Source organism: Enterobacter wuhouensis, from assembly GCF_004331265.1.
GTDB classification, from domain to species: domain Bacteria; phylum Pseudomonadota; class Gammaproteobacteria; order Enterobacterales; family Enterobacteriaceae; genus Enterobacter; species Enterobacter wuhouensis.
Genome location: NZ_SJOO01000022.1, coordinates 1 through 23,495 on the forward strand (window position 1 = coordinate 1; position 23,495 = coordinate 23,495).

Here is a 23,495-nt window from a genome sequence, read left to right on the forward strand (position 1 = left end):
TAATCTCACCGGTTCCGAAAAGCTTAACAACAGGAGAGGCGCGCTTGATAAAGCCGTTCGTGTCGACGGTCGTGTTTGTTTCACCCCACCATTTTTTCCATACAGCTGCAGTTGGATTTGCGGGATCGAAGGTTCCTGTCCAGATGTTATTCTGGTTGAATGCAAGTCCGAAGCCAGCTGTTGAATATACCGGGACTGACATTAATCCAATAATCGCGTTACCGCTGCCCGGAGGAACTCCAACGGTTGGGGTTCCTGTGCCGTCTCCGCGCATCCGATATAGCCCACCGCGATATCCATCAGCCAGGCTTGCCAGTTGTGTAGCTAATGATGAGTCAGCCCCGATACCAAAACCACCGACCTGAATAACATTGCCATTTGAAGTGCCAGCGTCCTTTGTTGCTGATGTTCCCAAACCGAGGTTTGTGCGAGCGTCTTCATTGGTTGTTGCCCCGGTTCCACCGTCTTTAACCGCCAGCGCTCCGTTGGTTCCCTTCTGCAGCAATTTACCAATACCGGGAATACTGACAGATGTCCCATTAATGGTTACCGTGATGCTCTGGTTTGCTGAGGTTGTAGCGAAAGCCTCCCACGCGCCAATATTTTCGTCGTACTCGTTGATGAGCTGTGACATGGCCTGAGCGAGGCCGTCTACGGAAATGATATCGGACACAAGGATTCCATACTTCTGGCCGCTGAGCGCCGGGGAAGCAGCTGGCGTAACCGTCATTGACGTGGCGCTGTTCACGGATGAAATCTGGAACAGTTGCACCGGGTTAGACATGACGATAATCGTCTGGCCAGCGCGGACCTGGCTGGCGGGTGCCGTCCAGTTCGTGCCGGTGCCAGTTGCGGTGTTTCCGTTAACGGCGATGGTGCCGGTGTTATAAAGCATATTTTCTCCAGGCAATAAAAAACCCCGCCGGAGCGAGGTTTATGTTTAAACGTAGCGGTCTATTTGCAGGTTGTTTCGGTAAATGTATTCGCACTTACCCAGCGCCAGTTGAATGGATATCCGGCCCGATACTGCGTCTGGTTATTTTGTTTGCGCACACCGTAAATCTGAACAGTAGTTTCCTGACCGCCAACGATGGCAGTGCCGCTGCAAACTGGTTCCTGTTTCTCAAGTACGCCAGCGCATCCTGTAAGCATGACAGCGCCTGCCATGCAGATAATTAGCTTTTTCATTTTGATAGTATCCAGAGGAATTCAGTAACTTAGACGATACCAATACAATTCTGGTGGGTATAATTGATTAGATAGATCAATTATCAGTTATTGATCGCCCAAAGCGATCAATCATAGGCGGCTGTATTTATCGCAGTTAAGGCGATGCCAGTATTCGTTCCCCCTCCCGGAGAGCCTGTGCCAGTGGAGGTCCCTCCTGCGTTTATCCTCGTATTGGTTCCGTCAAACCTGCATGCCGAATAGGCATTAATGGTGTAAATGGTCGGAGGCTGGGTGGAGTTATTCACAATGATGGTCTGACCGAGCTGTGCAGGCGCAACAGCCCATGAGCCGCTGAGCGTCTGGTCGATATTAATCCCGCCGTTTGCACCGGGCGTTCCAACTGTCTGCAGGTCTGACAGCACGCGGGACTCATTGGTCAGCACAAGTTTCCCGGTTTCGTCCCATATAGCCAGCCCCCACTTCGGCAACGTCTGCGGGAATATGGCAAACACGTATACCGTCAGGGTAAAGCTCTGGTTATAAGGATTAACCCCGCCAACATAAATATTACCGCCGTTCCTGTAAGACATTACTGGAGTGGGCTGGGCTGTGTTGGTGGTTTTTATAAACACCATCACAGGGTAACCGGCGTTGAGTGCAATATTCTGCGACACCTGCTGAGAACTTCCGTTAGCGGAGGAACTGAAGGTATATTTTCCGTAAAGACAAAAAGGCGTTGATTGTGGCGTAACAAAGGGATTGCCGTTATCCATTAATATCATCGCGCCAAATTCTGCCATTATGCTTTCTCCATGAAAACGACTACCTCACACTTTGAGGCCGGGTAATTACCCAGGCCCACGGAAGAGGCGGCGGTGACGGTTATTGTGTTCCCTGATGCGACGATGCGCCTCCCTACGCTGTTACCTCCCTCATCCAGTGAAAGAACAAAGCCGACCTTCATTCCTGAGGGTACCGTAAAAGACCAGCTGCCGGAGGTTTGCCCGGCAGCCAGCTGTATTCGCCCAACGACAGAAACGGGCTTGATACCGTAGTTGTTGGGTTTACCCGACGCATCCCATGTTTGTATACCCCACGACATCAAAACACCCCTGTGAGTTTGCCGATTTGCACGCGGAGAACTCCATTTGAGTCCCTGATACTGTCAGTGACATTGGTGGATTTTCTCGCCCCCTGACCGTCGCTTCCGTAGTTTTCCCAGGTGCCCCCCTTATCAAGTTTCCAGCCAACAGAGCCAGCCACATAGTTATTGGACTGGATATAGTTGCCAATTTTGGCATTACTGATGGTCCCATCGCCGATGACCGTATCCCTGATAATGGTTTGGCCATTCTGGATAACAAACGGCAGTGTTACGGTCCCTCCGGCCATGGTAGTTACGGCGAAGCGGTCAGCCAGGAAGATAACCTGTGACTGCATCCCAGATGGCGTATTCTCAACGCCGATCCCCATCCCTGCAGCGTAATACTGCCCGTTGCTGGAAACGCCAACCTTGATGTTGTACATCGCGCTGAGGTTATTATTCACGTCTGCCACAGCCTTCGCGTTAACCGTAATGGCTGCAGTATTCTCTCCTGAGGTAACAGTCAGCGTGTTGATTTTCGTAGCCGAGGCCTGGGTGAAGTCGGCCAGCGTTTCGGTGAGGTCGGTAGAGTTGGAAATGTTGCCACCAGCTGACGCATCCAGTGTCACCAGCGCGCGTGCAACTGCCGAGCTGGTATCCGCTATGGTTGTATCAATGCGATCAATACTGGCGCTGTTTCCAGAGTTTGTCGCCGTCTGTGAACGGCGGCTGGTGACCTGAGCGAGGCCATTCTGAATAATCGCAATTGCTGAGTTCCTCACCCCTCCCGTCATGCCGTCCATCGAAACCGATATCTGGTCAATCTTCACGTCGGCTTGCGCTAGGCCATCAGCGTTTTGCTGAATAGCCAGGGCCTGCTGCTCAAGGTCATCGGCGTTCTGTTTGATGTCGTCGACCATGCCAGCAATTTTTTCATTGCTGTCCACCGCGTTCTCGATCAGGTCTTTGAACGTTTCCGACTCTTTCATATCCTCCAGAATGTCATTGGTTATTTCGCTGACATCTATCGAGGACGTGCCCATGACCCAGTCGGTCCAGTCCCCGGCGTTACCGATACGGTCAATCAGGCGCGCGCGGTACCACTGGCGAACGCCGGCAGGCATGGGGCCATGCTGATAATCTGCAGCCGGGTACGGCACCAGGACCAGCAGTTCAGGATTGGCGTAGTCGGCAGTTGTGGCGCGCTGTATCTCTGTATAGGCCGTGTCGCCTGAGCCATCCGGAAATTTCCAGGTCAGGTCGATATGCCAGACCACATCTTCGGTCGCCAGGAAGTTGAGCGGAGTACCCGGTTTTCCCGTTTTACCGGAGAGATAAGTTGTTTCACCGTATCCCCATGGTGACGACGTATCCTGCGCATTCAGCGCCCGTACGCGCACGTCATAGCTGCCGGAATAAATGCCCTGAACCGAGAACCCCTGCGCGCTGGTAACCGGAACGTTTATCCAGTCCCCGTTATCCTTACGCCACTGGGCAACATACCGGATTGCGCCCTCTACCTTATCCCATGACACGTCCAGGCTTGCTACAGTCAGCCCCTGAGACACATGATCGCTCTCAGTCACCACGATATTCTTCGGAGCAGACAGGACACTTATCGGCGTGACGGTGATCGGGGGCGACTCGACCCGAACGCCGTCATCGATGTAACGATATTTGTTTGGATCGTGCTGAACGGCCGTAATAGTGAAACCGCCTGTGCTGTCGTCGTTAGCCGCGATTGAAGTGACCCTGAAGTACTGTATCGCGAGGTTATCACTGTCTATCGCCCACACAGCACCGGCGGCAGGTGCCTGACTGAAGTCCGTAGCCACCGTCACCGTTATTTTATCGGCGCTCACAGCGCTGATTGTCCGCGTCTGGGCTTTTCCGTCGGGAAGGTTAACCACCAGCCGGTCTTTCGCCGCGTAGTCTATTTCTCGATCCAGCGTAATCTGGCGGCCGTTGACCGCCACTATGCGGCCACCGTTCTCCTTGCCGGAGCGGAAAGGATCGGCGACACCGATAATCTCAGCGGGCAGAGGGATGTACCCGTCCAGCCCCACCCCAAACGATACGGTGCCGTCTTTGGCATTGGAGAGTAATACCCAGCGACCGCGCCGGTGCGCTTCACTTTGCGAGGTGCAGCCGATTGCCGTCAGGGACGTCTGCCTGACGTCGTAACGCTCTACCAGCGCCGAATCGTAGACCCCCTCAACGGTATCGCTGTAATGGTTCTGCGGATCGGACCAGGAAACCAGGCAGGAACTGTAGCGATTCTTGTATGAGCCGCCCGCATAAGTAAACAGCCCATCGATCACATTTGAGGCGTTATAAACCCAGTCAACATCGTCCTGCGGGACGTCTGCCTGGACATAAATCTGATCGTTACCCCAGAACGTTATTCCTCGAAATACCGCGGCGAGATCGTTAAGTACCTGCCAGGCGTCCTGCTGGCTCTGAATGAAAACGTTGCAGGTGAAACGCGGTTCGGTGCCACCAGCGCCGTCGGAAACCATTTCGTCACAGTACTGGGCGATTGAATACAGAGCCCACTTATCCACCATGGACGCATCCACGCGCGTGCCCATGCCGTAAATTTCATCCAGAACCAGATCGTAAAATATCCAGGCGGGGTTATTGGACCAGGCCATTTTGAAACCGCCGGACCATGAGCCAGAATAGGTTCGGGTTATCGGATCGTAATTATCCGGAACCTTAATCAGCTTGCCTTTTATCTTACAGGTCACTTTCGGCGCGCTGCCGTTGAACTGGCTGCTGTCCACTTCGACATACAGGAGCGCGGTTAAAGGATAACGAAGCTTGCTGTCGATGACTTCCGCATAGGAAAACACCTTGAAGGCGTTAACCAGTTTCGAATTTGATCCGCTGGCATCAGCCGTAATACGCCTGACCCTGACAGACCAGCCGGACGTGGATTTTGGCAGATCGATACGGTGGTCACGCTGATATTCCGTCGTGGTCTTTCCGTCAAATTTGCCGTTTACAACCGTTTTCCAGGCACCGCCGTCCGTTGATAAATCGATCGCATACTCGGTGACCGTGCCCACCATATCGCCGTTATCTTTATAGAGATACTGGACCGGAAGGCTGAGCTTGATGCGGATAGCATCCAGGGAAAGATTGGTAAACTGGCGTGTCCAGGGCGCGGTGGTGGTGACAGTTGTGCCAACCGCCAGTTCGTTATCGACCTGGGGCATCCCGGCAATATAGGTCTGGTCCTGTGTGCCCTTACGGAACTCCCATTTCACGCCGCTGAAGTTGTATTCCCCGCTGTCGTTTGCCAGCGGCGTATCGTTGAGGAAAATATTCTGAGCGGTCAGGTCGCCCTGTATTTCTCCATCAGAAACGGCAATGAGCATTTTTAATTTTGCGACCGACAGCAGATCGTCAGGTTGCTCAACCGGAGTATGCGCGCTTCCACCGCCCCCTTTTGCACCCTGTATGATGGTTTCACCATGGAGAAGTTGCATTTTTACCCCATTAAAAAACCCAGCCTGAGCTGGGTTATTAGTTAATATTAATGATGGCGTCTTATTACATGTTTTTGTAATAACTAACTTTTGAGTCAAAGTCCTGTTTTGCGAGTGGCGTTTGACTGGTTACATAAGCTTCCCACGAACTATAAGCCTCAACAAGAGCACGACGTTCCTCTGTGTCTTTAGTATTGGCTTTCATGGTTTCAAACACATTCGCCCCAATTTCTTTAAGCTTGCTCTTTCTGGTGGCGCTACATGTTGTTATTGCATCAGCTACCGAATTATCCCATCCAACTAATTGAAGAATCTCTATACGCTTCTGAATAACAAACTGATCTGCCGAGGCATTAAGCGCAGCCTTAGATAAAAAGTCCGCAAACTCCTTTTTACTATGCGGCATTTTTTTTGGCATCGTGTAGTTATCTTCACAATTTGCTAAATCAGCGTATTGCTTTTGTAAATTGTTATTCTGATTTTGTGGGGCACAACCTGAAATAAAGAGCACACCAAATAAGACCAAACCGTATTTTTTCACTTTCATCTCCATGATCGGCATCGTTTTGGACATGATAACCAAGGGAGATTGCAATGTAACGTTCATCTTATTCTGTTGCATTTCACTATTGCTGATCGCTCGAGTACATACCGGCACTGACTATCGCTCCCCCTGCCTCGATCAGACCGTAGGCCAGGGGGACAGGATGCCCCATAGCGACCGTATTGACCGGCGCCCCGAAGGCGTAGTTAGGCGTGTTGTCCGTGCTGGAGGATTTACCCGCGCCGAAGGATGGCTGGGGCGTGAGCATCTGGACAACGCCACCCAGCATCATTGACACCCCGACCCCGGTCAAAATTGACGTGGCGCTGATGGCTGTTGCACTCATCGCAGCCCCCCAGGCTGCCATACTCGCACCGGCGGTAAAGAATGCAGCGACCAGCGCAACGGCACCGACAACTATCTGCAGGACGCCTGAATTTTTGGCCCCCTCATAAACGGGCACGATCCGGTACACGCTTCCACCGCGGGTCATATCAAACTCTTCCAGCCCGATATTGTTGTCACCGTTAAAAAAGGCGAAACGGATCCCCTTCATATGAGCTTCCGACATATATTTTTTGAATCCGGGAACCTGTGAACACATGGCCCTGAGTATTTCGCGCAGATCGGCAACATCAAACTGAACGCGTTTACCGAATTTTTTAGCCATTTTCCCTTCGAGAATAAGCGTCTTAACCATGCATTCGGTCCTTATGCCTGACCACCCGGACCGTTCTGTCGCGATAATATTTTCCATAAGGCGTTCGCGAAGAAAGATGCCCGAACAGATGATGGAGAATGATGTTGTCACCCACATACACCGCGGCGTGATTAGTCACCGATGCCTGCACGCTCATCATGATGATGTCACCGGGCTGCATTGCACCGGCGGCAATCTCAACGAATCCCTCGCGCTCCCAGTTGTCGTCATAGAGCCGCTCCTTGCCACTCTCCCACCATTCGTAAGGTACCGAATAGTCCCCGAGAACAATGCCGTATTCGCGCAGATAATATTCACGGATTAACGACCAGCAGTCCGCGTAACCCAGCACCCACTGCCGCCCGGCATAATCCCGGTCTTCACGCGGTGAGATCGTACAAAAGTCCCCGTCCGGCCAGGACATGATCCCCCACTCAATACCCGACCAGTCGCACTGGATCCGGTCCAGCTCTGAGGGCACCAGCCGAACCACATCCGGATGGGAATGAATGAGCATGATGATCTCACCGCGCGCGCGGGCAGCGAGCTGGTCTTCCGGGGAGAGCGTGAATGTCTCCTCGGGTTTATCGGCAATGTTGCGGCAGGGAATATAGATTTGCTGCTGGCCTGACTGAACAATCAGGCCGCAGGCTTCTTTGGGGTATTCAGCAGCGACGTGCTGACGGATAGCATCCAGCAATTTTTCACGCATCTTTATTTTCCCTGCAGGTTAGCGGCCGGAAAACCACCGAACGGCAGCGGCGCGTCCGGGCCGTGACGATCCTGACAATCCAGCCGACGGCCGCCACAAACGTCTTTCGACGGGTCATCGGTCGGCATACCGTCTTTGGTAAAGTATTTCGTGCCGTTGTAATCGCATCCGGTCCCGCTTCGGTACCAGCCCCGCATACACCAGGTGCAGACAGGAATAATCTGCCGTGTAGGCAGCTGCAGGCTCTGAATATCGAAAGGTGAACACAGCTCGAAATCAACCTGTACCCGTGTCTCTGCGGTTTTAGCATTGACGTAAAAGAGCTGAACGCGCTCATCGGCCGGGCTGGCACCCGGATTACCGTTTTTCCAGTTGGCGGCATCGAGATACTTCGAAAGCGTGGTATGGATTTTGACCTTAGCCCTGACCATATCGTCATATTCAAGACACAGCGCGGTGACATAGTTTCCGACGTTCCCGACGGACAGCGTGGGCGTTGGCTGGGAACCTGTACTCGACAACTCCATCCCCTTCAGTTCGTAGGGATGGGGATCGTACTGGTTTCCCTGCCAGATAATGGCTGGAAGATTTTCCGCGGCGAAGGCAGCCCACCCTTCTTCCTGTATATTGTGCGCATGAAAACGCAGCACCTGATCCATACCGAATTCAGTGCCGTCGATCTCAATCAGCTGAATACGGCTGCCGGGCTCAAGCTGTTGTATATCTGCCGTAAAACTCATACTCCCCCCATAAAAAAAGCCGCCCTGAGGCAGCTTTCAGTGTTTGTCGAGAAAATCAGGGCGCAAACGCCTGTTCAAAAGTGAAGGCCACAGTGGCTTTTTTCCCGGTAGGGAATGAAACGCTGAACGAATCGGCTTTCATTCTGAACAGCTTTTTTTCACCCCATGGCGTGGTCCACCAGAACGATTTAGTAACGTGAGACATCAGAAAAGCGCGCAGCGCAGCCGCCTCCTGTCTGGTTCCAGTCCAGTCCAGATTCCACGTTTCCTGTTTGTCGTTGATCCCCATCCCTGCTATCTGTTTGTAGCCATCCCCGAACTGGGCCTGCAGCGTTCGGGCTGTTTCAGTGCCCTGCGCTGTTTTTCGCGTGCGCCAGGTAAACGTGTCTGTCACGGTGTCCTCCTCGAATAAAGCACGCCGCCCGCGGACATTTCTTTTTTCAGTCGCTCGGTGATTGTCTGCTGAACAATCGCCTGCAGCTGTTTCGCCGTCCCCGTGGCGTTCGCCTGATTTATGTTTCCGTCTCCCCCCTGCTGGCTGATGCTGACTGGGGCATAAACACTGATCCCCCCCATACCAGCACCGGCTGCGCTACCGCCGCCGACGAGGCCACCCGAGGCATACCCGCGCATGAGGCGATAGAGATTGGCCACACCGATGCGGCTGGTCGATTCTTTGGTGAAGACGAATTCCCCGCGATGTACCACCCCTGCGGGCTCATATTTGCCGCCGTGCCCGGTATAACCGCCCACGTCATAGCCCTGTGGCCGGAATGACGGAACCGCGAATGACTGGCCTGCAGAGGAGGTTTTCGCCCCGCCGCTCACCCAGCCCATGGCGCTCTGGATGGTATAAGCCACCAGCAGCTGGTTGATAACGGACACAATCATTTTAAGGATCGAGCTGGTGAAGTCCCTGAAGCTCGCCTTCCAGGTTGTCGTCAGGCTGGTAAGCTGGCCCGCCAGCCCGCTGAACGTAGCCTGCGAAATCTGCTGAACAGAGCTGAAAACGTTTGTCGCTGAATCCTGATATTCGGCCCAGCCCTGTTTCGCACCGGCCAGCCAGTTTGCGCGCAGGGCATCTTCAGCCTCGAACGTCGCCCTTTGCTCTTCCAGAACCTTTTGCTGAGCCTGAGGGTTGTACGAATAGCTTTCGTTGAGACGCTGCAGCGTAGTTTGTCGCCCGGCTTCCCGGGTGGATACCCCCTCAGACTGAGCCTGCAGGCCCGCCCTGGCGGCTTTTTGCTGCTGCGCAAACTTCACGGCCTGATCGGCCAGCTGGTTGAGCTTTTGCTGGCTGGCAACCTTATCGCCCAGGTCAGCCAGCTGCCGCTTGTACTCGAGCGTTTCTTCCTTGTGCGCCAGCAGGGATTTTTCCTGCGCCGTAAGCTGACGACGCCCCGCGGCCTCCTGCAGAACGGTGAACTGATTTTCAGTCTGCCAGAGATCCTGACGCTGTTTGCTTATGACGTCGTTCACGCTGGTATGCTGCTCGAGCGTTTTAAGCTGGGCCTGAAGGGTGAGAAGTTCGGCCTGCGCCTTTTCCTCGGCTTTATCGCCGGCGGGCGTTGAGTAGCTTTTGCCTTTCGGCGTTTTGACGTCCTTAAACTGCTTTTCAATCCCGCCGCGGGCCGCGGCAATGTCTTTTTCAGTCCACAGCGTGGCGACACCGTCTTTAGCATCCTGGCGATTTTTCTCAATAAGCTGACTGAGCTTTTTCTCTGCTGAAGCCCGCTTTTCTGCCGCCGTCGCGCCGGACTCCACCAGCTGGTTAAACTGCTGCTGGCTGCGGATTGCCTGAGCCTGCTGGTCCGTTCGCATTTTTTCCCGCGCGGCTGCCAGCCCTTCCTGGGCGTATTGCTGATCGGCAAGAACGTAAGCCTGCTTTTTCAGCTCCACCTGCTGGCGCGCGTTTCTCAGCCTTTCCGCATCAGCTTTCTGCAGAACGTTGTTACCGGCATAATCCGGGTCGACTTTAAGATTGCTGGACAGCGCGCGGTACTCTTTCTCTGCTGCCTGCCATTCAGCAAAAGAGTCCTGGCGCTTCATCGCGGAGTCAGGATTTCGCCCTATGCCAAGCATCGCATCCCATGCGCCGGAGGCGGCATTCTTCACCCAGTTCCAGGCTTTTTCGAGGGAGCCAAGATTATCCTCGACCGCCCCGGCGCGCTGAATGACCGCGTCGGAATATGCCCGCATGGCCAGCTCGGCAGCTTTCTGCGAATCCCCCAGCGCCTGAGCAGAAGCAATCTGTTCATACTGGGTGGCCGTCAGAAAGTGAAGGGAATCGTTAAGCGTAGCGACCGCGTTAACCGGATCATCCTTCAGGCGTTTAAACTGATTTATGGTTTCGTCAACGGCCTGCCCGGTAGCCTGCTGCAGCCTGGCGGCAACATTGCTGACCATGCTGACGTCATTACCGCTGAACGCGCCGCTTCCAACGACCTGCGCCAGCACGCCTGCAGCGGCATGCTGCGTGATGCCATTACCGGCCAGCGAGCGCGCCAGCGCCTGAAGCTGCCCTGACGTTTTCCCCGCGTAGTTCCCGGTCAGGATCAGCTGCCTGTTAAATTCCTCAGACTCTTTGCTGCCGTCATACCAGGCCTTACCCAGCCCGAAAACCGCCGCGGCAATCCCACCAACCAAGCCGGCGATCCCCAGGCCGCGCAGCGACAGCAGCTGGTCTATCCATCCCGCCCGGTTCGCCAGCGTGATCCCGGAGCCGCGCAGCGCACCGAAGTTACCGCGCATGACCTCGCCGATAAGTACCCCCAGCTCCTGCCGGGCAGCAGCACTTTGCAGCCCCAGACCGTGCGTGGCCACTTTGGCAGCTTCAAGCTTGCGGATATAGACCTCAGCCGCATCGCTGGCACCGACCTGCGCCGCCTTCATGCGCAGCAGCTCGGTACCTGAGAGCTTTTGCTCTGCAACCTGTTGCTTCAGCTGGCTGAGGAATCGCGTGCGCGCGGCGGCCGATTTTTCCTCCACGATCTGCAGTTCTTTTTGCCGGGCCGTGGTGCGGGAAATAAGGGCGAGATAATCCTGCTGGGTTATGTTGCCCTGTGCCCTCGCTGCGCGAAAGCGCGCCTGCACGTTCGCAAGCGACTGTGTCTCACCATTGAGCTGGCGAACGCCGTCAATCTGGCGGAAAAATGATGCCGCCAGTTCATCCTGTCGACGGGCAAGCGCTGCGGCCTGCCCGTCATTCTCACGCATGCGCTGATTAAGATCGGTCACGCGGCGGTGAGTTTCATCAACGGACCTGGAAACGCTCTGCCAGTCTTTGGTCAGCCCTTCCGTTGCGGCCGACTGACGGGCTTTCATATCTGCGGCCGCCGCCGCTCCAGCGTCGCCCACACTCTTTAGTGCAGCGCTCTGACGGTCCGCAGCACGCTGCATTCGCGCCTGAACTTTATCAGACTCATCCGCCATTCCTGTCAGTTGCCCTTTGATTCGGGCGACCTGCTCGCTGAAGGTTGCGCGGTCAACATCCAGCTTAATAACCAGATCGCTAATCTGCTGGGCCATATCGGATACCTCCTGTTATCCCCTCAGCGGCGGTCATCAGCGTGTCATCATCCGGCTCGTCATCGCTGATGACGACATCCGAAGGAGAAAGCAGGCTGAAATGTGCGGGGGTAAGTTCCGGGTCGCGGAAGAAAAGAGTGGAGATGGAATAAAGCAGCTCTGAGAAATGCGCATCGAGCTGCGCGTCCTGAAAATAATGCTCCCGGTAGAACTGGTGCCAGTCGCCCAGCTCACTGGAAGTCATTCCAGCCAGCATGGCGCGCCAGTCGGGTCGCCCGAACTCGCGCGCCAGATTCAGGACAAACTTCAGCTCGCTGGCAAGGGCTTTTCCGCCGTAACGGGTTCTGCGCTTTCGGCCTCCACTGAGGCATCCGGATCGGCAGCGTTGTCATCCTCAACCGGAACGAGCATGCCGGAGAGCAGCTTTATTTCCATTTCTGCTTTACCGATCGCCTCCGGCGGCCAGCCGCTAAGCACCTGCTGATAAAGTGTCTCCACATCCGTACCAGCCGGATCGTTATGCCACAAAGACATCGCAATCAAACGCGCACCGCAGCGAATATTTGAGCCAATCAGCCTGGCCGTCATTTCCTGATCGCTGATGCCGTCGCTGTCAGCGCTGACGGCCTTTTCCTCTGCGGCCATAAACGTGATGTACTCAATACGCTGCAGCGCCGACAGCTCGAAGATGGTCAGTGATTCTGTTTGCCAGGTGAACTTCTCTTTTTTCAGAAACATGCGTCCTTCCTTACGCTGCAGTTACGGTGACTTTGCAGACCGCAACGAAATTACCGTCGCTGGTCATAACAATAACGTCAGCGGTGCCAGCCGCCACGCCGGTGACGGTGATCGCGTTGCCGCTAACGGTGACCGTTGCTTTTGCCCCGTCTAAGGTTGCCACGCGGAACGAGGTATCTGAGGCGCTGGCAGGGTTCACCGTCACATTGAGCGTTGTGGTTGCGCCGACGGCCACGCTTGCCGTGGCTTTATCGAGAGTAACGCCGGTCACTGGGATATTCGGGGTACCGCTTTCTTCTGCCAGTTCCGGCTTGCCGGTATTGGTGATTTTCGCTGTACGGGTAATGACCTCTTTTGCCGGTATGGCTTTACCCAGGCTACTGCACCAGCCGCGAAAAACGTCGACGGTACCGTTCGGGTATTTGATTTTGTAATAGCGTACTGAGCCATCAATAAACCATGCGACTAGGTCTTTTTGCCCTTCTTCGCCCGGCTTCCAGGCGAGGGTGAACGAGGTATCGCCAGCAGATTTTGCCCCCTGGGCCGTCGCGTTCCAGTCGGCATCCTCGTCGTCGAGGTAAGTGTCGTCATACGATTCGGCGGTCATTTCGCCCGGCGTCAGCTCTTTGATTTTCGCCAGGCGGTTCCAGTCGATATCAGAGAGTGGGTTAGCGAAAGCGTTGCCCGTTCCGGTGTAAAGCCAGAGCGTCGTACCGGCGCCTTTTACAGGAGCAAGTGGATTTGGTGTTGGCATGTTTTCCTCACATTTCGTAAGTGATTGAATATTTCATATCGGCGGAGGTCCACAGCCCCAACGCATCATCGCGCTGGTAATCGAAGCCTTGTGGAACCATGAGCGTTAACAGTGAATCGAGGCTGGGAACATCAGCGAGGGCCGGATAGATATGGCTTTCCATCCATTCATCCAGTTCGGAATCTGGTACCTGCGAGGACAGGAAGACCTCGATATGTAGCGTTGCCGCCCACATATCGGCATCAAGTTCTTCGCCGGTATACTCCGCATCGGTCAAATAGACCGCGACGGCAGGAAAATCCTCCTCCTCAATGACAGCCGGGCGCCCGTCAAAAAACATGACGTCGATCCCGATGGCCTCTTCAAGCACATCAATAATTTTCTGGCGAATGAGAGTGTGTTTCATCGTGTCAGATGCAACCTCAGTTGTTGCCTGAGGGCATAGCCAAGTTGTTTTGGCATTTCCTCTTCAAGCATGCGTTTCTTCTCTGCTTCGAAAGCAGTAGTGAGGGGCGCGGACAATGGGATTTTGACCACGTCGATGGGATAACGACTTTTTCCTGCAATGCGTTTCATTACGTGCCAGCGGCCGTTCGCCAGGCGCTGGATAAAGGCGTCGCGAAAAACATAACGGCCAATTCTCAGCACACTACTTTTTCGAACCAGCGGGCCTTTTCGGTTCGTCGCCCTGACCTGCGCGGCACCGAGTTTGATGGCGGGAAGGTTGCCCCGGTTAACCTTAATTCGGGCCGCTGAGTGCCCTGAAGCCGAGGCTTTGTTGATTCTCACCCTTTGTCTGACCAGCTTTACAGGTATCCCCGAAACGCGGTTATCACCGGCTACCGTTTCTTTCGCCACCCTTCGGACGGCAACCGAGACACCATTAGCAGCAACCCGGTTCACAGCCCATGCGCTGGCATTGGGAACCATATTTCTGTCCAGGCTATTCAGGTTAGCAATCGCCTGCTCAAGACCTTTTATCGACATGAATGCTCCTTAACGACGCCGCGATCCGCCGGGAGGTGATCCACTACCCAGCCATACATGGCAGGAACCGCAATCATCCGGGCCCACGCGATCAACCCAAAATTCACGCCCGTTTACCTTCAGCGTGTCCAGACGTTCCAGCCCGCTTACATCCGATGAGTTCACAAAAAACGTCGGCTTGGTTCCGTCAATTCTGATCCCCGCTTCGGCGTAACCGATGTTCTCTGGATCGTCAAAGACCCCGCGGAGCGTGACGCCGGATAAAGATCCAGAGGTTATCCTTGCCTCTGCGCCCATCACTCCACGTATAGTGGTATCCGCGTGCGCCATCGCTTCATCAAAAAGATTATCGAAATCAGCCATTAGGCCCCCTGTCAGACTTCCCGGACCAGCCCCTGAGAAATCAGTTCGGTAGCCTCCGCGTCGGTCACGCGAATAACGACACCAGGCTCAACAATAGAGAGGGACTCGTTGCGTGTGGCGTGAAGTGCATCAATGTGCAAGGTCACCAACGTTTCAACCGCCACCAGCGCGCCGATCTTCGTTGATTCAGGATTTTCGGTAATCGAGCCAGAGGCGATATCTGAGCCAGGCTGGCCTGACGTGCTGATAACAGTACTACCGGCCACTTCCGCTCCCTCTTCTCCGTCTTCGTCGAGTTCCTCTTCGAGCTCAGAAATACGTAACGTAAGCTCCTGGATCGTGCCTGTGACGTTGACCTCACGATCAAGCTTTACGCCCAGCTCTTTCAGTCGGGCGATAAGGGTTTCTTTTTCTGTCATGGAAAATACTCCAGAAATGTGGCCCGAAAGGGCCACTGGGGAAAGTTATGCCAGCTTGACTGAAACGAACGCGTCAGGATCTGGCAGCAGCATCAGCGGAGCTGACTGAATCATGGTGAACTCACGTGCCGGGTCGCCCGTTTGCACCCAGTTTTTCGGGTAGCGCGTTGAAGCATTAATGCCTTCGCGCTGGGCATCTGCATCCAGAATGCAGCCATAGGTACGCAGGCCGCGCGCCTGGGTGTTTCCCAGAACCATTGTCATGTCTGGTAGAGCGTTCTTTTTGACGTCATTTTCAACAAGCTGGCCCGCGTAAACGACAATGGCCACATCTCCGTACATGCCCTTATAAGAAACGGCTTCACCCAGGTCTTTCAGAGCGGTTTCCAGCTCGGAGTTAGAGCCGCGACGTGTATCCAATTTCTCCTTCACCGCGTCGAAAGAGCGGAACAATGCCCAGCCCTTCGGATCGAACACAATAATGTTGATTGTGCCGCTGGCATTGAGCGCGTACGCCTCAATATCATCGGTCGGGTCGTACGTTTTTTTGTCGCGAGAGGACCAGGCAGCTGCACCCGCCTGGATGATATTGTTACCGGCACTGCGGCCCATATCGACTTCTACTGGCTCAAATGCTTCTCCGCTCATGGTGTATTTCCCATAGAGCACAGCTTCAATTGCTTGCTTCTCTTCCACCTGTGCAATCGCCAGCTCTTCATCTTTCATGTTTTGAAGGATGATGCGGCGGCGGCGATAGGCAGGGTCGGCCAGATTTTGTGGGTCTTCATCAGGCAGGCGGCGAAGAGTCATCAGCGGGTTAACTTCATGCTTAGGCTTCACATAGCCGGGCGTAAATTCCGACGTGCTGCCGCCACGGGAACGGATCACTTTCCCGGAGACAATCGGCGATACGTACAGCGCCATATTGACCATGCCCGGAATTTGCGACAGGTAGACTTTTTCTGTACTGAAGGGATAAGTTTCGCGAAAGAAGATACGCAGGAAGAGCGGATCGAACTTGAATTTCTTCTCATTGACCGCCAGAAGCTGGGCTGTTGTGTAAACTGACATAGATTTTTCCCGTAAAAAAAGCCGCATAAGCGGCTTTTATGAAAGTTGAGGGTGATTAAACGATGCTGATCGCAGTACCGGCGAACGCGTTACGCTTGATATTTTCGTCGGTAACGGCAGATGGCCAGAGCACATCTTCGATGCGGAAAGAACCGGATTTATAAAATGCCAGTTCAGCACTGCTCTGGTCAGCGGTAACCGCCAGAATGCCGGTTGCTGCACCTGCATGCTCGCCGTCCCAGACGGTTAGCTTGCCGGACGTAACATCGAGCATGAGCGGGGTCATTGCCGGGGTGGATGCTGTCAGTTCGCCCGGTGCATACGCGGTGTGTGCCGGATCGCTGTTACCGAGCGGCTGGGTATGAGTAAATACTTCGGTGATTGCCATGTTAGCCTCTTAAACGGGGGTGTTTAACAAATCGTCGCCGGCTTCAGCAGAGGCATTCCCTGCTGAAAGAGCGCCTGGCGCGGTTTCCATCAGGCGATCCAGCGCCGTATCGGTACGCGCCTGGGCGCTTTGCGGCGCCGCGGCCAGAATGCGCTGTGCATTCTCGACCGTCATGCCCGGCGTTTCGGCCAGCGCACGGGCCTGTGATTCGCGACCTTTTGCCTCTTCGCAGTTCAGAATACCCATGATGCGACCATTCTCGGCAGCTACGGCTGCCGATACCTGAGCGCTGAGGTCTGCCGGGGCCGTTAAGGCAGCAGTTGTTGTGTCAACGGTGGTGACCTGCTCAGCCGGTGCAGTCGTCTGTATTGCTGCCTGGTCAGCTGGCTGATTGGTCGCTGCAGATGCAGAAGGTGATGGCATAGTTCCTCCAGTGGTTGTTTTTTTGCGTCTGTCGAGTGCTTCACGCATCACGCTGAGCGCGTCGGTATTGTTAACAAGTTCATCCGCCAGACCGTTATCCACGGACTCCTGGCCGGAGAAGACGGCCGCTTCGGTGTCCAGTACGGCCTGCACTGACATTCCGGTATAAGCGGAAACCTTTTCGGCAAACATCTGACGAGTGGCATCGATACGCGTCTGAAAATCAGCGCGAACGTCCTTTGGTAGTTTTTCGTAGGGATTTCCGTCGACTTTATGATCGCCGCTGTAAATCAGCGTGACCTCAACGCCGTTAGTTTTCAGCGCAGCGCCATAATTACTGTGCGCCATCATGACGCCGATGGAGCCGGTTCTGGCCGTTTGCGTGACAAGCCGTCGCGATGCAGAACTGGCAATTAGCTGCCCTGCGCTGCAGTTCATATCATTTGCCAGCGCCCAGACGGGCTTGATATCCCGCATCCGGGCAATAATGTCGGCACAATCGAAAGCCCCGGACACCATCCCGCCCGGCGTGTCCATATCCAGCAGAATACCGTCTACGCCGGGATCACTCATTGCCTGCTGCAGTCGGGCAATGACCCCGTTATAGCCCGTCATACCGGAATAAGGCTGCAGTGACCGGGTTTTGCTGACCAGCGTCCCGGAAACGGGCAGCACCGCGATCCCGTTTGTTACCTGATAGCTCCGCGCTGGCCGGGGCCCCATTTCCTCGTCATCGCCAAACAGCGCCAGCGGCTCTGCAATTTGTTCAGCGCCGAGCGAGACGCCAGAAGCGGAATCAGTCAGTCGGGTGATACCCAGCTGGCCTGCCAGCGCGCAAAAGAAAACCCGCGCGTAGGCGGGTTCAAGCATCAGCGGCTCATTGAAGGCCATGCTGGCAATATGCGGGAGATTACGCAGCTCTGGCGTCATCTTTTACCTCCTCGTTTGATTTTTTCAGCCCAGATTCAAATGCAGCTGCCGCCCATGCCGGAGGTTTAAGTCCCGCGCTCCGGCGCTCCATAGTTTCACGTACCTGCTGAGAAAATATCTCCTGATAGTCATCTCCGCGTTTGGCACACTCCTTCTCATATGTGCTGAGACCAGCCTCAATCAGCATCACGGCCTCCTGCACCTCCTTCAGCCCATCAATAGCCATGCGCCCCGAGCCAATCCAGTTGGCGTTACCCCAGGCAGTTCTCGCCTCCTGGAAGCTAAACCTGGCTTTGGACGGGAGCGTGACAACCCGGCGCGCAATCGCCTCTTCGAGCCAGCAGACGAACATCTGGCAGGCTTGCCGGGCCGCGACAAACTTGCGACGCCCCATAAAGAACGCCCAGGATTCATTGGCGCTGGCGCGCGCCGTCGAATAGCTCATCTGAGAGTAGTTACGGGAAAGCTGCTCATACGAAACACCAAGACCGGCCGAAATATAGCGCAGGAGTGATTGTTCAAAGGTGGAATAACCGTTATCGGTATCCTGTGCTGACTGAAGGTTCAGGGAATCGCCCGGCATAAGATGAGGCACTTTCGCGCCACCGAGGCGAACCGGCGCTGCAGCGTAGTATGCTGCCATTTCGCCAAGCCAGCCCGTCAGCTTATTTTGCTGCTTACTATCCGCGCCGAGGATAAAGTCCATCGCCGTATCGGTATCAAGCTCGCTCTCGATTGTCGCCGCATACATAGCTTTTACAATTGCGCTCTGGAGCTGAGTATTTTGCAGGGTGTCGAGCATTTTCATCTGCTCCATCACGCTGTAAAACACGTTTGCGCCGCGGGTCTGTCCATCCTCAAGCGGTTCAAAAATATGGATGAATGATGGCCTTCCGCCCGGCAGTTCCCGTGGTATATAGGTCCATTTTTGCGACATCCAGCCAGGATAGCTGTCTTCACTGACGTAGTACCCCAGCGCTGCGCCGCTATCACTGATTTTGACACCCGCGCGACAGTTACGCGTGTCACCTGTATTACCGGGATTACTCACGCGTTTTGGACTAACCATTTTAAATTGCGTGCGAAAAAGTCGCGATGAATCACTGTCCCAAGTGGGCTGGACGCACAGTTCACCGTTAAATGCGTGCGTCGCAACGCCTTCACGGATCATCATCGTAAAGGTACGCTTGCGCTCGGCATCAATCCCGCAAAAGTCATCCTCCGCATATTCATACCAGGCGGCCTCCACCTCCCTGGCAAATGCTCGGCTTTCCTCTTCTTTAATGCCGAGATAACGCCAGCTCGGGCAGTAACTCAGTCTGAAAAAAGACCCGACGATGTGATCCTGGTGAAGCTGAACGGCGTTTGCCGCATAACCATTGTTACGGACCAGATCATCAGCACGGGCATTCCCCCGGGCGAAGTTCGGCAGAAGTGCGGCGTCGGCACTTTCACTCTGGGGATTCCAGGCATTTAGCTGCCCACCGAATCCGCCGCCACCGGCGTGATAGCCTGCATATTCCCTCAGGGAGGTTTTCCCGTCGGGGCCAACTAAAGAAGGAATTTTCATGCGTAGAACCTTGCCGGCCCGCGGCGTCGTGAAGTGGTACCGACCTGTGACTCTAGATCGGCGATGTACTTTTTCAGATCGCTGACTGACGTCGCCGTAAATTCCACCCTTCGACCGTCTTTCTGTACCGTCGCAACCCGTTTTCCCATCATCAGATCATGTAACGCTGCGCGCGCGGCATCCAGTTCAGCCTGTGTTGCCATTATTCATCTCCCGCTAATGCCCTGGCATAATCCGCCAGAGATTTATTATTTTTACGGCCAGTGTCTTCTTCCCGTAAGCTGGCCAGAAGAGAATCCAGATCCAGCTGCCAGCGGGAGATACTTATCCGCAGAGCTGCAAGTGCATAGACAAAACAGTCAAGCGCCTCATTTCGTCGTTTTTTACTGTCCCAGACGATTTTTTTCTTCCCGTCTACCCACTTCTCAACCTGCTCTTCAGCCGTAAGCTGCTGAGCCTCAGCTAAATCATATATTTCAGGGTTATTAGGGAAGTGAACCGCTCCCGCCAGCGGTTCGTCGCCTTCTGCCACCAGCGTGAAACGGTTATAAATTTGCTCTTTCGCGGTGTCTGTTCCTACCTCAGTGAGATAAACGCCGTTCTTGTTACGCTTACGAGGCATATTCGCCACGGGCTTGCCGTAGACAGATGCGCCTTTAACGGGGATGACACGAAACAGACCATGCTTTTTCGAGCGGTTATAAACAATCGTTGGGTCTATGCCACCGATATCCCAGCAGATGCGGGAAATAAGCATCTCAACGCCGTTAGGCCTCGGATAGGTTTTGTTGATCGCCTCATCCAACCTCAGAAGCGTGGATTCATCATCATGTCGCCCCATAATGATAATTTTGTCGATAAGCCAGCTTTCCTCACCAGGCCCCCAGCCCCAGACACGCATTTCGTAACGGTCAAGCTGGGAGTCAATACCGGCAGTAAGATAGGCCACGCGCTCCGGCACCCTGGCACCGAAGTGCTCAATACGTTCGGCCATCACCTCAGCATCAGGACGCTCACCAATTTTAGGCTCCCACGTTTCACCAAGCGTTGTGTTGACGAACGTCTTACGCTTTCCCGTGTCCCCTTTGGTCTTGATCCAGTCCTTGACGATTTGCACCCAGGTTGTGAAGGGGCTATAGGCCGTCCAGATATGAAAGGTTACGCTGTCAGGCGGATCAATTTCGGCACCCGATGATGAAAACCAGCAAAGTCCGTCTCGCGTCCAGATCCCGGTTTCATCACAGATGTACCGCGCCTGCGAAAAATCGAGCTCCTGCTGTTTAATTACGCAGGCATTGTGTTCACACAGATATATAACGCTGGCAGGATCGCCCGGCGTCCATTTGAACCCGAATGGCGTCTCTTTATCGCCGAATTTAAGGAACTGCTCCTCCCCACAATGTGGGCAGGGAACATAGAAGCGCAAGAAATGCTCAGACTCCTTGGCGGCACGTTCAATCTGGCATGTCCCTTTAATTTTGGGTGTGGATCCTCGTATCGATTTAGGCCAGACCGACCCTTCAATACGTTTATCCCCCAGGAATGTTGGAGAGCCCTCTTTCTCGATATCATCGTCAAATGCCGCCAGCTCGTCATAACCCGCCACATCAACAGATTTTTCACGGTAGTTTTTTGCAGCTTTACCACCGAGGCACCAGAAACCTCGCCCATTCGAGAAACGTTTCATACTCAACGTGTTGTCCCGGTGCTTTTTACCGTACCAGGGCGCCAGCGCCAGCAGTGAGGGGATGTCCCGGATTGTCGGTTCGACATGGGATTTCATGAAGTTTTCTGCATCACCGTCGGTAGGTAACCAGATAAGCGAGTTACGCTGTTTATGCTGGATGAAATACGCATACACGCCGAGCAGCATTTTTGAATAGCCTACTCGGGCAGACTTAACGACATTGACCTCGCGGATATAGTCATTACCCATCGCATTCATTATCGCACGCTGAAACGGCAGCGTTTCCCAGCGCCCTTCCTGATAAGCAGACTCTTTTGGAAGGTAATAATTTTCGTCTGCCCACTCAACCGCCGTTTGCGGTTCTGGCCGGTACAACGAACGGAGCCCCGAGCGCGCGGAGTGCTGTAGCCCCTTAACCTGACTGTTCGATATATTCACTCAGCAACCCCGGTATCATTTCATCCAGCGCAGCTGCTTTGTTCATGGCTTTTATGATGTCCTTCTTGAGGAAATCAATATGTCGATTTTCCAGTTCCGGAAAGCGCCGCTGAACCGACAGAGGTATTCCATCAAGGATACTGGCAATTTCTCCGGCTATCCGCGACAGCACGAACGTGCAGAATGCGGTCTCCACCACCTCAGCGGACTCTTTTGCATTTTTTAGTTCCTGAGCATCAGCCTGGGCTCGGGTAAGCCTATGGCGCTCATAATCAATTGTGCCAGGCACAAGGTCTGATTCTGAATCAACTCTCAGCTGTTCAACCTCTTTGCGCAGCTTTTCGTTTTCTATCGCTGCGTCACGGGCGGAATACCATTCGATTACGGCGGCAGAGTCATAAAGCACTTCATTACCTTTTCCACCACCGCGCGCAACTGGCATTCCCTGATCCTGCCAGTTCTGGATCGTGCGGATGCTGACACCAAAAATCTCTGAAAGGCGTTTTTTATTGACCTCCATGACGAACTCCAGGCGAAACACAGGGTAAGGAAACCATGCCGGGTAAAATGACTACTACCAGGCTTTAACACTTCCTTTCTTGTGGTGGGTTATACCCAGCAAAGACAGATACTTAGCAAGAAGAAGAACGGAAAAGGCAAAATCCTGAAAATTTTCATAAATAGCGAGAACCTGCGAGGTCGCCGCCCCGTAACATGTCAGATAGCCGGAAAGGACCCGCGGCCCCCCGGGTGCCCCTGAGGGGCATCAACACGCTCTTTGTTGAACCCATATTGCACCGCCAGGCTTTAGCGCGTTGCGGATTGCATCGTTTACAGCATCGTGCATCGCTTGTTGCAGGCCGGTGAGTGAGGCTGTCTGTGCATCGATATTTACTTGTATTGCCGTGAACAGCTCGCTTTCACGTACAGCATCAATGACGGCCTGCGTCAATTCATCGCCAAGCTTAATCTTCACCTTCGTGGCTGATACCACGGCTTTTCCGACGATTGATTGAGCGGCTTCAACTACATTACTCTGCCCATCTTCAACCCCGATGGCCATGCCGGCTTCATGCGATTTGCCTTTATCGGCGACGTGAAATTTCACGTTGTAACTCGTAGACAATACGCCATCGCCGATCAGCGCCTTGTGGATGTATGCCTGTCCGGATTTATCGACAAACCAGCCCCAGCTAATGCCTTCTATTGGGCAGCCGCAACGGATATCTCTCCCCGGCTTATCTACAGGTGAGCCGATATAACCACCGGCAGGTACACCAAAGCGCGTATTTACCAGGTGCTTAATAGCAAACTCCTGCCCTTCAGCAGTCAGGAAGGTGAAATAATTTTCCTTTTGATACTCCGGCGCGGCATGGCGTGTTTCAGCGAATCCCAATTCTCGAAGCTCAGCAGCACCAGATTTAGCTGGCAGGTCACCAGACTGAAGCGCGCCACGGAAAAACAGCGCATACAGAACATCCGTCGCCGCACCGGATAACGTAATGATTTTCTGACCCATGGTTTATTTCCTTTTAGGCGAGAGCCTGTCGCACGGCAAAGCCGCCGAAAGTTAACGGGTTGCCCAAGCTCACAGCTGAAAGACTTTCTTATTTGTACGCGTGCAATGCGCATAAAAAAGCCACCAGCGGATGCCAGTGACTTTGGATTGTTGTGGTACCGAGTACTTACTGCAAACCTTAAATAAGCTTAATTTTGATACTATAACCCTGGAGGCCAGACATAGTTTCTATAGGC

26 protein-coding genes are annotated in these 23,495 nt (G+C 54.1%); all 26 read right to left on the bottom strand.

All coding sequences use genetic code 11. From position 1 onward, the window contains the following. Positions 1 to 895: phage tail protein (locus tag E0L20_RS24130; protein WP_242673429.1), on the bottom strand; the 895-nt coding region annotated here is incomplete at its 3' end. Positions 896 to 954: 59 nt separating this feature from the next. Next, on the bottom strand, positions 955 to 1,188 hold the full coding sequence (cor, locus tag E0L20_RS23245; protein ID WP_131635953.1) for a phage exclusion lipoprotein Cor: 234 nt from the start codon (positions 1,186 to 1,188) through the stop codon (positions 955 to 957). Between the two features lie 107 nt (positions 1,189 to 1,295). Continuing rightward, positions 1,296 to 1,970: a hypothetical protein gene (locus E0L20_RS23250; RefSeq protein ID WP_131635954.1), complete on the bottom strand. Its 675-nt coding sequence runs from the start codon at positions 1,968 to 1,970 to the stop codon at positions 1,296 to 1,298. Then, positions 1,970 to 2,272, bottom strand: a complete 303-nt coding sequence (locus tag E0L20_RS24220) for a hypothetical protein (RefSeq protein ID WP_131635955.1) — start codon at positions 2,270 to 2,272, stop codon at positions 1,970 to 1,972. Before E0L20_RS24220 ends, E0L20_RS23250 begins: the two co-directional genes overlap by 1 nt. Then, a complete protein-coding gene (locus E0L20_RS23260; RefSeq protein WP_131635956.1) occupies positions 2,272 to 5,748 on the bottom strand; it encodes a TipJ family phage tail tip protein in 3,477 nt (1,158 codons plus the stop codon). The genes E0L20_RS24220 and E0L20_RS23260 overlap by 1 nt, the downstream gene beginning before the upstream one ends. A 64-nt stretch (positions 5,749 to 5,812) precedes the next feature. Further along, the gene (locus tag E0L20_RS23265) at positions 5,813 to 6,370 is read right to left on the bottom strand and encodes a hypothetical protein (protein ID WP_131635957.1); all 558 of its coding nucleotides are present in this window, start codon (positions 6,368 to 6,370) and stop codon (positions 5,813 to 5,815) included. A gap of 4 nt (positions 6,371 to 6,374) precedes the next feature. Beyond that, a complete protein-coding gene (locus E0L20_RS23270; RefSeq protein ID WP_131635958.1) occupies positions 6,375 to 6,992 on the bottom strand; it encodes a tail assembly protein in 618 nt (205 codons plus the stop codon). Continuing rightward, positions 6,985 to 7,704 (bottom strand): C40 family peptidase, encoded by a 720-nt coding sequence (locus tag E0L20_RS23275; RefSeq protein WP_032641850.1) that lies wholly within the window; start codon positions 7,702 to 7,704, stop codon positions 6,985 to 6,987. Before E0L20_RS23275 ends, E0L20_RS23270 begins: the two co-directional genes overlap by 8 nt. A 2-nt stretch (positions 7,705 to 7,706) precedes the next feature. Continuing rightward, complete coding sequence (locus tag E0L20_RS23280) at positions 7,707 to 8,444, bottom strand: phage minor tail protein L (protein WP_131635959.1); 738 nt, start codon at positions 8,442 to 8,444, stop codon at positions 7,707 to 7,709. A gap of 55 nt (positions 8,445 to 8,499) precedes the next feature. Next, the gene (locus E0L20_RS23285) at positions 8,500 to 8,838 is read right to left on the bottom strand and encodes a phage tail protein (protein ID WP_001704112.1); all 339 of its coding nucleotides are present in this window, start codon (positions 8,836 to 8,838) and stop codon (positions 8,500 to 8,502) included. Further along, the gene (locus tag E0L20_RS23290) at positions 8,835 to 11,972 is read right to left on the bottom strand and encodes a phage tail tape measure protein (RefSeq protein ID WP_131635960.1); all 3,138 of its coding nucleotides are present in this window, start codon (positions 11,970 to 11,972) and stop codon (positions 8,835 to 8,837) included. Before E0L20_RS23290 ends, E0L20_RS23285 begins: the two co-directional genes overlap by 4 nt. Further along, complete coding sequence (locus E0L20_RS23295) at positions 11,956 to 12,228, bottom strand: phage tail assembly protein T (RefSeq protein ID WP_023292728.1); 273 nt, start codon at positions 12,226 to 12,228, stop codon at positions 11,956 to 11,958. The genes E0L20_RS23290 and E0L20_RS23295 overlap by 17 nt, the downstream gene beginning before the upstream one ends. A 50-nt stretch (positions 12,229 to 12,278) precedes the next feature. Further along, positions 12,279 to 12,710 carry a phage tail assembly chaperone G gene (gpG, locus tag E0L20_RS23300; protein WP_131635961.1) on the bottom strand — a complete coding sequence of 144 codons (432 nt, stop codon included), beginning with the start codon at positions 12,708 to 12,710 and terminating at the stop codon, positions 12,279 to 12,281. Positions 12,711 to 12,720: 10 nt separating this feature from the next. After that, a complete protein-coding gene (locus tag E0L20_RS23305) occupies positions 12,721 to 13,464 on the bottom strand; it encodes a phage tail protein (RefSeq protein WP_131635962.1) in 744 nt (247 codons plus the stop codon). A gap of 7 nt (positions 13,465 to 13,471) precedes the next feature. Next, positions 13,472 to 13,870, bottom strand: a complete 399-nt coding sequence (locus E0L20_RS23310; RefSeq protein ID WP_131635963.1) for a phage minor tail U family protein — start codon at positions 13,868 to 13,870, stop codon at positions 13,472 to 13,474. Further along, complete coding sequence (locus tag E0L20_RS23315; RefSeq protein ID WP_074143265.1) at positions 13,867 to 14,451, bottom strand: phage tail protein; 585 nt, start codon at positions 14,449 to 14,451, stop codon at positions 13,867 to 13,869. The genes E0L20_RS23310 and E0L20_RS23315 overlap by 4 nt, the downstream gene beginning before the upstream one ends. 9 nt (positions 14,452 to 14,460) lie before the next feature. Beyond that, positions 14,461 to 14,814 (bottom strand): head-tail joining protein, encoded by a 354-nt coding sequence (locus E0L20_RS23320; RefSeq protein ID WP_131635964.1) that lies wholly within the window; start codon positions 14,812 to 14,814, stop codon positions 14,461 to 14,463. Positions 14,815 to 14,825: 11 nt separating this feature from the next. Next, positions 14,826 to 15,233, bottom strand: coding sequence for a DNA-packaging protein FI (gene gpFI / locus E0L20_RS23325; protein WP_131635965.1), 408 nt, complete (start codon positions 15,231 to 15,233; stop codon positions 14,826 to 14,828). 45 nt (positions 15,234 to 15,278) lie between these two features. Further along, a complete protein-coding gene (locus E0L20_RS23330) occupies positions 15,279 to 16,304 on the bottom strand; it encodes a major capsid protein (protein WP_131635966.1) in 1,026 nt (341 codons plus the stop codon). 55 nt (positions 16,305 to 16,359) lie between these two features. Next, the gene (locus tag E0L20_RS23335; RefSeq protein ID WP_032667273.1) at positions 16,360 to 16,692 is read right to left on the bottom strand and encodes a head decoration protein; all 333 of its coding nucleotides are present in this window, start codon (positions 16,690 to 16,692) and stop codon (positions 16,360 to 16,362) included. 9 nt (positions 16,693 to 16,701) lie between these two features. Continuing rightward, positions 16,702 to 18,045 carry a S49 family peptidase gene (locus tag E0L20_RS23340; protein WP_131635967.1) on the bottom strand — a complete coding sequence of 448 codons (1,344 nt, stop codon included), beginning with the start codon at positions 18,043 to 18,045 and terminating at the stop codon, positions 16,702 to 16,704. Then, on the bottom strand, positions 18,026 to 19,615 hold the full coding sequence (locus E0L20_RS23345) for a phage portal protein (protein WP_032641872.1): 1,590 nt from the start codon (positions 19,613 to 19,615) through the stop codon (positions 18,026 to 18,028). The genes E0L20_RS23340 and E0L20_RS23345 overlap by 20 nt, the downstream gene beginning before the upstream one ends. Next, complete coding sequence (locus E0L20_RS23350; RefSeq protein ID WP_023292738.1) at positions 19,612 to 19,818, bottom strand: phage head-tail joining protein; 207 nt, start codon at positions 19,816 to 19,818, stop codon at positions 19,612 to 19,614. Before E0L20_RS23350 ends, E0L20_RS23345 begins: the two co-directional genes overlap by 4 nt. Then, positions 19,818 to 21,740, bottom strand: coding sequence for a phage terminase large subunit family protein (locus E0L20_RS23355; RefSeq protein WP_048029714.1), 1,923 nt, complete (start codon positions 21,738 to 21,740; stop codon positions 19,818 to 19,820). The genes E0L20_RS23350 and E0L20_RS23355 overlap by 1 nt, the downstream gene beginning before the upstream one ends. After that, positions 21,715 to 22,260, bottom strand: a complete 546-nt coding sequence (locus tag E0L20_RS23360; RefSeq protein WP_023292740.1) for a terminase small subunit — start codon at positions 22,258 to 22,260, stop codon at positions 21,715 to 21,717. The genes E0L20_RS23355 and E0L20_RS23360 overlap by 26 nt, the downstream gene beginning before the upstream one ends. A 246-nt stretch (positions 22,261 to 22,506) precedes the next feature. Then, positions 22,507 to 23,259 (bottom strand): phage tail tip fiber protein, encoded by a 753-nt coding sequence (locus E0L20_RS23365; protein ID WP_242673430.1) that lies wholly within the window; start codon positions 23,257 to 23,259, stop codon positions 22,507 to 22,509. Positions 23,260 to 23,495 lie beyond the last annotated feature (236 nt).